Origin of the sequence: Streptomyces sp. NPDC051286 (assembly GCF_044455345.1) — a bacterium.
Lineage (GTDB): Bacteria > Actinomycetota > Actinomycetes > Streptomycetales > Streptomycetaceae > Streptomyces.
In genome coordinates this window covers 21,944-35,333 of record NZ_JBITER010000054.1, presented here as the reverse complement: position 1 = coordinate 35,333, position 13,390 = coordinate 21,944, and the positions used below count along the sequence as shown (strand labels likewise).

The 13,390-nt window shown below is 68.1% G+C and carries 10 protein-coding genes; 4 read left to right on the top strand and 6 right to left on the bottom strand.

Translation table 11 applies throughout. The features are described from left to right. Positions 1-550 precede the first annotated feature (550 nt). From ACIBB8_RS32560 to eccB, 6 genes are all read right to left on the bottom strand, one after another. Entirely contained in the window at positions 551-853 is a 303-nt protein-coding gene (locus ACIBB8_RS32560; RefSeq protein ID WP_358860047.1) for a WXG100 family type VII secretion target, read from the bottom strand. A gap of 64 nt (positions 854-917) precedes the next feature. Further along, complete coding sequence (locus ACIBB8_RS32555; RefSeq protein WP_392186844.1) at positions 918-1,277, bottom strand: WXG100 family type VII secretion target; 360 nt, start codon at positions 1,275-1,277, stop codon at positions 918-920. Positions 1,278-1,356: 79 nt separating this feature from the next. After that, positions 1,357-2,616, bottom strand: coding sequence for a S8 family serine peptidase (locus ACIBB8_RS32550; protein ID WP_398958292.1), 1,260 nt, complete (start codon positions 2,614-2,616; stop codon positions 1,357-1,359). Between the two features lie 1,767 nt (positions 2,617-4,383). Continuing rightward, positions 4,384-4,857 carry a hypothetical protein gene (locus tag ACIBB8_RS32545; RefSeq protein WP_398958297.1) on the bottom strand — a complete coding sequence of 158 codons (474 nt, stop codon included), beginning with the start codon at positions 4,855-4,857 and terminating at the stop codon, positions 4,384-4,386. A 165-nt stretch (positions 4,858-5,022) separates the two neighbouring features. Beyond that, positions 5,023-6,282 (bottom strand): type VII secretion-associated serine protease mycosin, encoded by a 1,260-nt coding sequence (gene mycP / locus ACIBB8_RS32540; protein ID WP_398958291.1) that lies wholly within the window; start codon positions 6,280-6,282, stop codon positions 5,023-5,025. 11 nt (positions 6,283-6,293) lie between these two features. Next, positions 6,294-7,826: a type VII secretion protein EccB gene (eccB, locus tag ACIBB8_RS32535; RefSeq protein WP_398958289.1), complete on the bottom strand. Its 1,533-nt coding sequence runs from the start codon at positions 7,824-7,826 to the stop codon at positions 6,294-6,296. 182 nt (positions 7,827-8,008) lie between these two features. Between eccB and eccE the strand changes: the two genes are divergently transcribed. From eccE to ACIBB8_RS32515, 4 genes are all read left to right on the top strand, one after another. After that, positions 8,009-9,349, top strand: coding sequence for a type VII secretion protein EccE (eccE, locus tag ACIBB8_RS32530; RefSeq protein WP_398958286.1), 1,341 nt, complete (start codon positions 8,009-8,011; stop codon positions 9,347-9,349). Beyond that, entirely contained in the window at positions 9,346-10,056 is a 711-nt protein-coding gene (locus tag ACIBB8_RS32525; protein WP_398958285.1) for a hypothetical protein, read from the top strand. The genes eccE and ACIBB8_RS32525 overlap by 4 nt, the downstream gene beginning before the upstream one ends. A gap of 85 nt (positions 10,057-10,141) precedes the next feature. Continuing rightward, the gene (locus ACIBB8_RS32520) at positions 10,142-10,375 is read left to right on the top strand and encodes a DUF397 domain-containing protein (RefSeq protein ID WP_358860056.1); all 234 of its coding nucleotides are present in this window, start codon (positions 10,142-10,144) and stop codon (positions 10,373-10,375) included. 324 nt (positions 10,376-10,699) lie between these two features. Continuing rightward, positions 10,700-13,312: an SCO5717 family growth-regulating ATPase gene (locus ACIBB8_RS32515; RefSeq protein ID WP_398958282.1), complete on the top strand. Its 2,613-nt coding sequence runs from the start codon at positions 10,700-10,702 to the stop codon at positions 13,310-13,312. Positions 13,313-13,390: the final 78 nt, after the last annotated feature.

Sequence of the window (13,390 nt, the reverse complement as noted above, 5' to 3'; positions counted from 1 at the left end):
TCGCCCTCGTCATGCTCACCCTCGCCGGCCACCGCCCCACCCTCCCCGGCCGCCAACCCGCCACAGAATGACCCACACATACGGCAGGAGAGCCCAAATATGTGCCGGCTGCTCAGCCCTCTGGTCCAGGAGAAGGGACCAGAGAGTCGCTACGGCCTCGACAAGCGGCGAGGCTGATGCTCATGTCGCTGCGTGGGGCCTCGTGCACGACGGCGGGAGCGCCCAGGTCACCGCCGTGGACGGCGGGTTCCGGATGTCGCTGCGTACTCCCGACCGTGCGGCCCAGCTGATTTTCCTACGCCCGGGAAGCATCGGATGCCTGGTGCGACCGGGGTCAACCGACCTAATTACGCTAGCGAGTTGACAGAGATTGACTCTCTCGCCCCGTACTTGCTGAGCCTCCGAGACTGGGATGGCGCTGCTCCGGGGTCTGGCGACAGCGCCCTGCCCCCCAGCAGGGCGCTGCACTGTGCTCGGCTTGGTGTTCGGGACACAAGTCAGGGTGGGCACCTCCCGTGCGTGCCCACCCCGAACTGTGTTCTGTCGAGAATTACTCGAAGTTGGCCCTCGCCCGCTTGTCGCCGGCATGGTAGGCAGTTCCAGCCTCGCGCACCTTGCGGGAGATCTCGCTCAGGGCGGTGTGAATCGCCGTGGCGTCGTTGTCCCAGCCGCGCTGAGCGGTGTCATAGGCACTCTTGGCTTCGCCCACCCAGAGCTCGGACACATTGGCGATCATCCGCTTGATGGACGCAAGGTCCTCCTGGAGCTGCTTGCTCTGCCGGTCGATGGCCCCGGCGGCCAGGTCCAGGCTCGCGTAAGTGACAACCATCGTGCCGTCGTTGTTGTTCGGCATGCGGTCCTCCCGTGTTATCTAGGTTTGGTGTGACTGGCTCGTACGTGGTGCAGGCGCAGCCAGATCAGAAGTTGTTGAGGTTCGAGGTCCTGGCCTCCGCCGTCGCGTCCCCCGAGTAACCGCTGACGACGTCGACGCCCTGGAGGGCCTGCTTGATTTCGTCTTCGGTGTTGCCCGAAATGGTCCGGGCCGCCTTGATGGCCTCCTGGAAATTGAGGAGCCGATGGGCGATGCTGACCATCTTCCGATTGACCTCTTCCTGCTTGGTGTTGAAGGCGCCGGCGCCGATGCCCTTCCAAGCGCCTTCCAGGCTGTCAATCGTCGCCTGCAGCGTCTTCAGCTGGCCTTTAACGGAGTCGAACCGCGTGGAGAGCTCGCCCTCCAGCTTGAGGAGAGCGGCATCTGAGAGCTTTTGATCGGCCATGTTTTCGGCTTCCTTCCTGGTGCTCTTATTCGGTCCGGCTTTACTCGCCGGTGGGTACGGGTGAAGAACCTACGGCCAGTCAGACGGTGCGGCGTTTACGGGCGAGCGCGAAGGCCCCGCCGCCGAGCACGATTACTGCTGCCGCTCCGCCAAGGATCAGGCCGAACGGAGTGCCATCGTCCTTCTCCTTGCTGGAGCCTGCCACGACGGCGTCGTCAGCCTTTTCATTCTTCGCGGGCTGTGACGAAGCTGGTGCAGACGGGGCGGGGGAGGCCGAGGAGCCGGACGTCTTTTCCTTGGTGAGAGGACTGATGTCCGGGGCGCCGGGGTTTCCCTTGCCCTTGAGGATGTTGACGGCCGGACGGATGATGCCGTGACCGAGGTAGTTACTGAGGGTGCCCTTCTCCCAGTCCCCTCGTCCAGCTGTATCGAAGAGGACGTTGAGAACCTGGTTGGCCGTCCAGTCGGGGTGGGCTGACCAGATCAGGGCAGCGGAGGCTGACGTGATGGCGGTGGCTTGACTCGTCCCACCCTCATTGTCACAGTAGCGCTGAAGCTTCGCATCGCACCACACTGGAATGCCATCTCCAGGGGCGGCGATATCTACGCTGCTGCCGTGTTGAGAGTACGCGGAAGCCTTTCCAGCACTGTCAGTTGCAGAGACGCCGACCACCTGTGGATACGAAGCGGGAAACTGTTTCTTGTTGCCCTCCCTGGCATTGTTTCCAACTGCGGCGAAGAAGAGCTTTCCCTTGCTTTCCGCGTACTTGACCGCTTCTCTTTCTTCCCGGCCTGGGAAATCGCTCCCCAACGACATGCTGATGATCTGCGCATCGCTGTCCGCTGCGGCCCGGATAGCATCTTCGGAGTCGTGGGCGTTCACCGAGTGCTTATTCTGAAACTCCGTATCGGTGATTCGAAACGGGATGATCTTCGCGCTCGGAGCGAGGCCTTGAAGCCCCCCGCCCTTGCCCGTTCCGGCAATCAACTCGGCCATGGTTGTGCCATGCCCGTTGTAGTCGTCGTACTCGTCGCCCTCGGCACCTGTAGCGTCAAACCCCTTCAGTACCTGCCCCTTCAGGGACGGTGTCGACGGGTTGACGCCTGAGTCGATGACAGCGACCTTTACGCCTTCGCCTGTGGTGACCTTCCACATTTCCTCAGCGTGCATCGCGCTGAGATACCACTGTTTGGACTGCACGTCTGCGGCCACAGCAGACGGAGCCCAACCTGCGAACCCGACGCTCCAGGCGGCAGCCACAGCGATCGTGCCGAGCCAACGTCCTCGCGAACCGCGAGACACACAGAGCTTTCGGGCCTGGCTCATACCTGCTGTCATCCCGACTTCCGACCCTTCCCTGTACCTACTCGATCACCGGTGGCACGGCTCCGCGCCGTCCAGCCGACCATGTCTCTTCATCTTCCTTCAGGTAGTCCGGGCGGGTAGATCCCGCGCCTTGATGCTCATCCTCGGCGTCCCGTCGGCCAGCGGGCCCACGCACGAGGCCTGCGCCCCCAGCCGTAAAGCCCTTTGCGCCCGAGCCGGTCCCGGCAGCACCACCACGAGGCGTGCCCACGACGCCATTTGAGCTGGGTGTACCCCGTTCCCCAGGACGGGTCGCGCCGCTCGCTCCGATGGCTCCTCGCCGACCGGCGCTACCGCCGAGGCCACCGCGCGCTTGCGCTGCTTCCCCAGCACCGATGACCGTTCCGCGTGGAACAGCACGAGTCCCGCCAGGCGTTCCTGCATTCGTAGCCGCACGCTGAGCTGTCCCGCCTACGATGCCGTTCCCTCGGCCGGCACGCGGGCCGGAGGGTCCGGACGCGCCTGCATGGCCTTCTGCCGTCGGCCTCCCACCAGTCACACCGGACCGACCGGCAACGGGTGCCTGGCCCCCACCGCCGCGCCCGGACGTTCCTGAGCCTGAGCCACCGCTCATGGGGGCTGGACGCCCAACCGGTGCTCCTGTGCGCCCATTCACCCCCGGGCCGCCACCCGTGGAGCCGCCAGGTCTGGCCACGCCGTTCCCGGGCTGGCCGATCGCTCTGGGCATGCCGGTTGACGTCGTGGGTCGCCGCGAGATCCCTGTCACAGGGTTCGCGAAGCCAGTCGCCATGGGTTGAGTCGAACCTCCGCCCGGCCCTGCGGGACTTGTGGTCGAAGGCGTGGGGGACGGACCGGAATCGGGCACTGGGGCTGGCGGAGCAGCAACGCTGTTGATCTCAGTTGACGTGCCCTTGTCCGGGACAGGCATGGCCGACCCGAGTTCCTCAGCAGAGGTACTGCGGGTGGTAGTGCCTGAACTGCCGACTTGGTGCTTCGCGGTGGGCTCCGACACACCCCGCGTCGTGCTGCTGACCGACACCTCGGATCTCGCTGACGAGCTGCCAGAATCAGGTAGCTCTCTGAAGCGGTTCCGCGGCCTCGGCATCGCAACATCAAGCTGCTTGTCGAACCGCGGCGGCTCCTGCGCCGCCAGCGTCTCCGCCGAAACCGAGTAGTACGAAGCCAGCCTGTTCGCCTGGTTGATGGCCTCCTGGCGGTCCTTCTCGACCCTCACCGCCGCGGCGTACTCCGGGTTGCCCTCGATCCGCTTCGGGGCCTCGATCTCCTCAGGGGACTTGCGACTGACGCGGTTGTCACGGGGCGGGAGCGAGTTACGCACCGAGGCGAGGCCCGTGCCCGCGACCGTGATCTGTGTCCCGGCCGCCTCCGCGAAATCGCCCAGCTTCGTGGCGTGGGCAACCAAGCCATTGCCCCAGTCGCGGAAGGCGGTTCCGGACTCGCCCTCCCAGTCGACATCCCCGATGAAGTCGCCCAACTCCTTCGCAGCGTCCTTGATGGCCGTTCTTGCCTTCAAGAGCGCCTCACCCGCGTCTTCGAGATGCTCCGGATTGGAGTTCTCGATCAGGTCGATCATCGCGTTGAGTTCGTGGCCCTCGAACGAAGTCCTTCCTGAGGATCCCGAACGCCCGAAGCCGAAGGACTCCATGACGTTCTGGACCTGCCGGTTGACGTCAGTGACGATCAACTGGCTCTGGACGCGTTGCTGGTCCTGCGCCTGCTGTTCCTTGGGGGTCAGTTCCGGCTGCTTGTCGTCACTCATCAGCTATCACCCAGGTCGTCATAGGCAGAGCCGGTCTTGCTGTCGGAGCGCGGCTGCTCAGGCTTGTCGGCCGTCTCGGCCTGCGCCTTCTCGTGCTCCCTGTCCAAACGAACCTGGATCTCGTAGAACCGGCGCCGCACGTCGTCGTCCACGTTGTCGAAGCCGACCGCCGCCGCGTGCACGCCGAGGCTCAGGTATTCGATCTGGTCGCCAAGCGACTTGGAGAGCGAGACGAGCGCCTCGTGGACGCGGTTGTACTGCGTGTACAGCCCGTCTGCCTCCGCGAAGCACGCGTTCTGACCACTCAGAGCAGCGCGCGACACCGTCTGCGCCGCAATCTTCGACTTACCGGCCGGCGAACCCTCGAGCTCCGCAAGCAGCGTATCGACACGCCCCCTGAACTTCTCCAGCGCGCCAACACCACGCCGGAGGTCGCCCGAGCCTCCCCCGCCACCGCCTGGACCGGTCACGATCCTTCCCCTCCCCGATTCCCCGTTTGCTCAGACCGTCACTCGTTGCTACCGCACCCGCGTGAACAAGTCTGACCTCATTCCATAGACTCTAGCCACTGGCTACAACAGGCCAACTCTTTTGTCCGTCACGTAACTTCCGCAGATTGATTCCAGGTTGACGCCACGTCAAGCATGGCCCACTCTTCCCGGGCGCCTGGACCGCCGTCGGGTATCGCGCACGGCCACGGCCGTACCCGCTATCGCAGCGACCAGTACTGCCCCGCCCACCAGCACGTAGGTCGCCAGGCGTGCGTTGCGTTCGTCCGCCGTTTCGCCCAGGTGGAGTTCAGCCGGTGTCGGTGCTTCGCCCTTGCTCACACCTTCGTTCGCAACAGGGTGTTCGATGGGCTTGTCGTCCTCGGTCAGGGCACGCACCGGGTCGACGACGCCCCAGCCCACCAGACGGTCGTGTCCCGCGACCGAGCGTTCCGCCGTCTGCTGGATCTGGGCGACGATCTGCTTCTGCGTCCAGCCCTGGTGCCTGGCCTTGATGAGGGCGGCGACTCCTGCGACGTACGGGGCTGAGAAGCTGGTGCCGTTGTCGGCGCAGTGTCCGCCGCCGGGGACCGTCGAGATCATGTCCACTCCGGGGGCGGCCACGCCCACGAAATCGCCGGACTGCGAGAAGGCCGCCCGTTCGTTGTTGCGGTCCGACGCGGCCACGGCCAGGACACCGTCGAACGAGGCCGGGTAGGTCTTCTTGACGTTGCCGCCCAGCCCGTCGTTGCCGGCCGAGGCGACGATCACGATCTCCTTGGCCAGGGCGGCGTCAACCGCTTGCTTGAGGACGGGCGCGGGCTTCACCGCGTTGGCCGTGTCCTGGGAGATGTTGATGACGTCCGCCTCCGCCTCGTTGGCGGCGTACCGGATGGAAGCGGCCAGCGACTCCGCAGTTCCGTGCCCCTCGGCGTCGTTCTGCTGGATCGGGATGATCGTCGCGTCCGGCGCGAGGCCGGTGAAGCCGGTGCCCTTCACCTCACGCGCGGCAATGATTCCGGCAACCTTGGTGCCGTGACCGACCGTGTCGGTGGTGCCGTTCTCCTTGCCGCGCTCGATCTTGGTGCCGTTCTCGTCCTTGAGGTTCTTCGGCAGGAAGTTGCGGCCACTGCCGGTGTCCACGGCCTGGGTGAGCTGAGGATTCTTGACGTCGACGCCGGTGTCGATGACTGCTACCCGTACACCCTTGCCGGTGGACTGCTTCCACAGCTCGTCCATCAGGACGCGCTGTAAGGCCCAGGGTCGGCCCGCGTACTTCTTCGAGGGGAAGGTGCACTGGGTGGAGTCGTCCGCGGCCGCGGGCAGTACTGGCAGCGTGACGAAGAGGACGGCGGTGGCGGCCGCGGCTGTCAGCAGGCGCCGGGGGCGAGGAGGGCGGTGCGTCGTCACGTGGTCGCTCCTCACGAACCCTGCGGCTGGCGGGCGGCGCCGGTCGACAGACGCGGTCCTGTCGGCAGGAACGTGGACCAGGCAGCCGGGATGGGCGCGGGATCGACGTCCTTGTACCCCAGCCGGTTCTGCGCCTGCTGTGCCTCCTGCTGGCGCTGCTCCCTCTCCTCCTTCGTGCCGGATTCGCCGATGCCGGAGTCGTCCTGCACGCTGTCGCCGTTGGACTGCATGGCATACCGCAGACCGGTGTCAGTGACCAGGAAGAGGGGGCCGGAGTCGGCGCTGGCCCCCTTGAACTGCCGGAAGAGCTGCCCTGATCCGGGGGTGACGTAGGCGCTGCTGGAGCCGGTGGGGAGCGTTGCGGGGAAGCTCGTGCCCGCCCACGTGCTGAGCGTGCTGGCCCCGTCCTTCGTGGCGACATCGCGCAAAACGTTGCACACGGTGTTACGGCTGCCGGCCGCGGCGCTCGCGGAGTTGACGGGTTTCGGCTCGCTCGTGGGCCAGTCCACGTCCTGCCCGAAGGGCTCGCCGGGCTCGAACGCTCCGGCGCTGACATGCCTTTCCTTGCCGTCCTGGCCAAGGTTGACCAGGGCCCGGCTGCTGAGCAGGAGCTTCGCGACGAAGTCCGATACGGGGGCGACCCGACCGGGCAGGACCACATACTGCTGGGTCCTGGTACCGGATGTCGCCGCGAGGACCGTACCCACCTTGTTCGCCTCGGGCGGCAGCTTCCCCGGGATGCCTGCGTCGACGCCAGGGGTTCCGGGGACGATCGGGAAGTCGACCGCGTCTCCGGTGTGCAGGGTGTCCAGCCACGCGGCGGAGACCCGCTGCGGAGCGCGGCGGTCGCCGACCAGGGTGCGCAGCAGCAGTTCGTCCTTCTTCACCTTGTACGCCTTGCCTGCGGCGTCCACGATGTAGCGGGGCTTGTCCGGTCCCGGTCCCTCGACGTACATCAGCTCACCGCCGTGCAGCCGGCCCGCGCCCTCGGTCTTCTTCTGCTCGCGCTCCGCGAAGACGAACGCCGCCTTCTGGATGGCTCTGCCGCCCTCGCCGGGCCGCTCGCAGACGGCCCACCGCTTCTTCGAACCGGCTTCGTTCTTGTCCGGCAGCCGGTCGGGGGCGTACGGGATGCCAAGGGTGGCGCCGTGCGGGATCGTGCCGCTGTCGAGGACCGATTCGTCGACGTTGATGACCTTGCCCTTGTCCGGGGCGAGGAGGAGCTTGGCGCTGGACATGTTCAGCACTGGGTGGAGCTGCGTCTTGCCATCGGTCTTCAACACCACATAGCGCGTGGTGGATTTACTGGCGATGATGACGTTCTCGTAGGGGGTGTCCCATTTCTGGGGCGCTACGGGTTTGAACATCCCCCAGGCTCCGAACCCCGCGAGGATGACGACACCGACGATCGCACCGGGCACCACCGCGCGCAGGGGGCGCGGCGCACCCTCCTCCGAGCCGGTCGGGTTGGGTTGCAGGAACTGTGCGATCAACCTCCGCTTCGCGAAGGTGTAGGCGTTGAGTTCGTCCCGCCGTGATGCCATCTGTCCGCTGCCCCCTTTTCCCAGTGGGCGACCAGGTTCCCACACACTCCGTGGGCCCCTGTCGTCGACTAGGCCCCCTACTATGCCTGTTGGCGCTTGACCGTCACTGCTCAGGTAAGGTGATCGCCCGGTCAACGCCCGTGAAAAAAAGGTACATACAGACACGAGGGGGCAGTGCGGCGATGGGTGCAGCGACGCGCGAGCGCACGGGGCGAACTACCCATCGGGCGTCCGGCACTTCCCGAAGGCAACATGGCAACGAGCCGGCCGGCGCAGCACCCGCTCCATCGGTGAACGCCCCAGCGGCGACGACTCTGCGGCCGATCTCGCGCAACGGTCGCGTCGGTCCCGTACTGCGACGGATGGTGCTCGTCGAGGCGGCTCTGGCGGTCGCCGCGGTGGGGGCCGTGCTCGGCGGCATCTGGCTGGTGCCCGCCGTCGCGGTCGCCTGCCTGCTGGTGCTTCTCGCGGTGGTACGTCGCCGGGGCCGCGCCGTGCAGGACTGGCTGTCGACGGCGCTCTCCCTCCGCGATCGCAGACGGACCGCCGTGGCGTCCGCCGTGGATGCGGAGGCGCAGCTGGCGCCGGTGGCGGAGAGTGTGCCGGGATTCGCTCCGTACATCTACGTCGACCGGGACCGCCGCACGGTGGGCATGCTCGGGGACGGCACGTTCCTGACCGCTGTCGTACGGGTCGAGGCCGGCGGTGAATCGCTCCGCCAGGCGCGCGGTGCGCGGGCGCTCCCGCTGTCCCTCCTCGGCGAGGCCCTCTCGGTGGACGACATCGTGCTGGAGTCCGCGCAGCTCGTGCAGCAGGTACGCCCCGCTCCGGCGCAGCATCTGCCGCAGCAGTCGGCGGCGCGGCTCTCCTACGCCCCCCTTCAGGAGCAGACCGGGGCGCCCGCGGTGCGGATGACCTGGGTGGCTGTGAAACTGGATCCGGAACTGTGCCGGGAGGCGGTCGAGGCGCGCGGGGGCGGAATCGCCGGAGCTCAGCGCTGTTTGGTTCGGGTCGCGGACCATGTGGCGAGCCGGATCACCGGCGCCGGATTCCGGGCCGTGGTGCTGGACCAGGAAGAACTGCACTCCGCCGTGGCGACATCCGCGTGTGCCAATCCCATCCTCTCGGCCCGCGCCGGACGCCAGGATGCCGCGCCGCAGCGGCGGACGACGGAGACATCGAGGGTCTGGCGGTGCGACGACCGTTGGCACACTGTCTATGCGGTGGACCGCTGGCCCGAGTTGGGCCGGGGGGCGACTCCTCTCCCACGCCTCGTATCTCTGCTGACCTTGGTCCCCGCGTATGCGACGACCTTCAGCCTGACGGTGCGACGCAGTTCACACCAGGGCGATGTGTCCGTGTCCGGTCACGTACGGATCACCGGCGGCTCCGATACCGAACTGGTCGGGGTGCGAAGGACATTGGAGCAAGCCGCACGGCATGCCAAGGTCGGTCTGGTGCGACTGGACCGCGAGCAGTTGCCGGGCGTGCTGGCGACGCTCCCACTGGGAGGCGCACAGTGACGCATCGCGCCGAGCCGAGGCGAGGGCTGCGCGGCCCTCGCCACGCGGGGCACACCCTGGCGGCGGAGCACCTGGGCGCACTGTCCTTGCCGGTCGGGGACGACGGCGTGATCATCGGCAGCGATGCCGAGGGGCGCACACAGATGATCGGGTTCCACCGCCCGGCGCCGTACGACGTCCTGTTGATCGGCGGCCTGTGGACCGCGCAGGTGCTGGCGCTGCGCGCGGCGGCCACGGGTGCGCGGGTAGCGGTCGAAACCGGGCGGCCCCAGGCCTGGACCACTCTGGCGCAAGCCGCTGGCGCCGGTCTTGAGTGCGTCTCCCTCCATGACGTAGGCCGGGTTCCGCCGACCGGAGCGACTGTGGGCAGCCCTGTGGTGGTGGTGCGCGACTGTGGCATGCGCCCGCCCCGTGGCCGGGTGGTGTCCTCGCCCTGGCAGTCGGTGTTGACGCTGCTCCCCTATCTGAGTCCTGTGGCGCCCCGGTTGATGCGGGCGTCGACGCTCGTGGGTGTCCAGCGGGTCTCGCCCGCCGAGGCGGATCAGATCGGCCGGATCCTGGGGCTCACTCGGGTCGAGAGCGAGGCCCTGCCCACCCTGGCGGACGGTGTCACGCTCTGGGTGGCGGGCCGCGAGCGCCACTGGGTGATGACCAGCGCGACGGATATCGAGAACGGCCTGCTGGGCACTGCTCGCCGGATGGACTGAATACTGTTTCGTTCGCCACCCCGGGCCTGCCGCTTCCAGGGAGGATGGCCGGGCAACGACACGGCTCGATCGAAGGGACGTCGCCATGGGCACCCAGCAGGAAAAGGAAGAGCTCTACGCTCTCGACATCTCGGATGTGGAGTGGCTGAGCGCACCGGGGACCGAGAACGTCGAGGAACGGGTCGAGATCGCGCACCTGCCGAATGGTGCGGTCGCCATGCGCTCGTCGCTGGAACCGGAGACCGTGTTGCGGTACACGGAGGCCGAGTGGCGTGCCTTCGTCCTGGGCGCACGGGACGGTGAGTTCGACCTCACGTAGGCAAGGGTCGGGTGAGGGTGGCTGTCCGGAGACGATGGTCACCCTCTCACCACGCCTGAGTATGTGCCGAGTTGACCGCTTCGAATCGCGCGTGCTGCCCTACCGGGGCACTTGAGGACGGTTCGTGACCTACTGGATGGTATCTGCCGAGCGGAACGGCTTGCCGGAGCGGGCCCGATGACGATTAGGCTGGGTCCGGGCGCGGCAGAAGACCTGCGGGCAGGCAAGGCGCGCCCGAGGGGGAGAGCCGGGCGGTTCGGAATACGGGAACGGCCGCCCCCACCCACCACGGCACAAGGGTGCTCGACCACACCAGGAGGCAAAGTGAACGGCGATCGGGACGAAATCCGAGGGGGCTGGAGCAGGCCCGTCGACGAGTCGTCCGACGCGGAGCCCGCCGAGATGACGGGTGAGTTCACCATCGACTACACCCCGCCCGCCTGGTACACGCAGAACGCGTCGGGGGACTCGTCGGGCGGGGCCGGAACGCACCTGGCGCCGCCTCCGCCGCCCCATGGGGCGCCTGTGTCCGCGCCCGGGCTGCCGGCCGGCGGCGGCTTCGAACCCGACTGGACCCCGGCGCCGCCCGCGCCTGCGCCCGTTCCGCCTGTGGCCCCTGTGGGTCAGACGCCCCTTGTCGCTTCCGCCGCCCCTTCGCCCGCCCCGGCGGAGGGCGCGGGAAACGGTGCGCCGGATCCGTTCGGGGGCGGTGATGTGGAGAGCGGCGCGACCATGCGGTTCTCACCTGCCGCGCTGAAGCGCGAGATCGCGGAGCGGGAGGCGGCTGCGCTGGCGGCCGCGGATGGGGTACGGGTCGGATCCGGTGCCGGTTCCGAAGGCCCCGGCGGCGGCCCGGCCGGTGCGGACGCGGGTGTGACGGCCGGAGCCGATTCCGTACCGTCGGATTCCGTCCGGTCCGAGCAGCCCGAGCAGTCCAGCCGGACCGATGCCGCACAGGCTTCCGACACGACGGCCGACAACGGTACAGACTCCGCTGCCGAGGAGGCTCCGGATGACGGCACCGATGCTCCGTCCGATGCGCCAGCCGACTCCGTGCCCGCGGCTGCCGCTTCCGCTCCGGAGCCTCAGGACGCCACGCCGCCCGCCACTCCGGCTACGGCGCCTCAGGACGCCACGCCCGCGGCTCCACCGACGCCGTGGACCCCGGCGCCGCCCGCGCAAGGCGTTCTGCCGCCGCTGCCGCCCGCATTCCAGCCCGCCACCGGGCAGCCCAACACGCCCCATCCGGCGCCGCAGTGGCCCGCGACGGCTCCGGCTCCCGCCCCGGCGAGCGAGGCGCCCAGTGGTTACGGATTCCCGAACGCTGTCCAGACACCGCAGGCACCCCAGGCACCCCAGTTCCCGCAGCCCGCGCCGCAGCCACCCGCTCAGGGAACACCACCGCAGCAGGGCAGTTACGGATTCCCCCAGACGCCCCAGTCACCGCAGGCACCCCAGTGGCCCGCACAGCAGCAGGCCCCACAGGGCGGTTACGGATTCCCGCAGTCTCCCCAGCCCCATCAGGCCCCCCAGCCCCAGGCGCCCCAGCAGCCGGTCCAGGGCGCTTCCCATGTGCCCGCCCCGGTCGCCCCGCAGCCGCCCCCTCACCCGCAGCTGCCGCAGCAACAGCCCCAGCAGCAGCATCCGCCGCAGGGACCGCCCGTAGATCCGCGGACCGGGGCGGCCTGGCCGACGGCGGTCACCCATGACCAGCGCGAGCGGTCTGTACCGGGCGCTCCGCTCGGCTACACGGCGGCCGTCGAGCTCTCCTCCGACCGTCTGGTCCGGGGCAAGCAGAAGGCGAAGAGCAGCCGCGCACCGTCCGCCGCGTCCCGCTTCAAGCTGGGCAGCAAGAAGGAAGAGGCCGAGCGGCAGCGCAAGCTCGACCTGATCCGTACACCCGTGCTGTCCTGCTACCGGATAGCGGTCATCAGCCTCAAGGGTGGAGTCGGCAAGACCACGACGACCACCGCGCTGGGCGCGACCTTGGCCACCGAGCGGCAGGACAAGATCCTCGCCATCGACGCCAACCCGGACGCCGGCACGCTCGGCCGCCGGGTGCGCCGCGAGACCGGGGCGACCATCCGTGACCTGGTCCAGGCAATCCCGTACCTCAACTCGTACATGGACATCCGCCGCTTCACCTCGCAGGCGCCGTCCGGCCTGGAGATCATCGCCAACGACGTGGACCCGGCGGTCTCGACGACCTTCAACGACGAGGACTACCGGCGCGCGATCGACGTGCTCGGCAGGCAGTACCCGATCATCCTCACCGACTCGGGCACCGGTCTGCTCTACAGCGCGATGCGCGGAGTTCTGGACCTCGCCGATCAGTTGATCATCATCTCGACCCCGTCGGTCGATGGTGCGTCCAGCGCCTCCACCACGCTGGACTGGCTCTCGGCGCACGGGTACGCGGATCTGGTGCAGCGGTCGATCACCGTCATCTCCGGGGTCCGCGAGACCGGCAAGATGATCAAGGTCGATGACATCGTGCAGCACTTCGAGACCCGTTGCCGGGGTGTGGTCGTCGTGCCGTTCGACGAGCATCTGTCGGCCGGTGCCGAGGTCGACCTCGACATGATGCGCCCGAAGACGCGTGAGGCGTACTTCAACCTCTCCGCGATGGTGGCCGAGGACTTCGCCCGCGCCCAGCAGCAGCAGGGGCTGTGGACCTCGGACGGCAGCAACCCACCGCCGCAGTACGCTCCGCCGATGCCCGGACACCCGATGCCCCGTCAGCAGCAGTACGCACCGCAGCAACCGGGTCAGCCGTATCCGCCCCAGCAGCCTCAGCAGCCCCAGGGCCCGGGACAGCCGTACACGCCCCAGCAGCCGTACGGCGGGCAGCAGCCCCAACAGTCCTACCCGCCGCAATCGGGCCCTGGAGGGCAGCAGAACGGCTGGCAGCAGCTGCCGCCAGCGCCTCAGCAGTAAGGCATCAGAGGTCTCAACCAATGAGGGCCCGCACCGTTCCCACGGTGCGGGCCCTCTTCGCATTCCTGCAGCCCACAC

Excerpts from the sequence above, each read along its gene's own strand:
- eccB (WP_398958289.1), bottom strand. The coding sequence starts at position 7,826 with ATGGCATCACGGCGGGACGAACTCAACGCCTACACCTTCGCGAAGCGG.
- ACIBB8_RS32520 (WP_358860056.1), top strand. The coding sequence starts at position 10,142 with ATGGGCACCCAGCAGGAAAAGGAAGAGCTCTACGCTCTCGACATCTCG.
- eccE (WP_398958286.1), top strand. The coding sequence starts at position 8,009 with ATGGGTGCAGCGACGCGCGAGCGCACGGGGCGAACTACCCATCGGGCG.
- ACIBB8_RS32555 (WP_392186844.1), bottom strand. The coding sequence starts at position 1,277 with ATGGCCGATCAAAAGCTCTCAGATGCCGCTCTCCTCAAGCTGGAGGGC.
- ACIBB8_RS32550 (WP_398958292.1), bottom strand. The coding sequence starts at position 2,616 with ATGACAGCAGGTATGAGCCAGGCCCGAAAGCTCTGTGTGTCTCGCGGT.
- ACIBB8_RS32560 (WP_358860047.1), bottom strand. The coding sequence starts at position 853 with ATGCCGAACAACAACGACGGCACGATGGTTGTCACTTACGCGAGCCTG.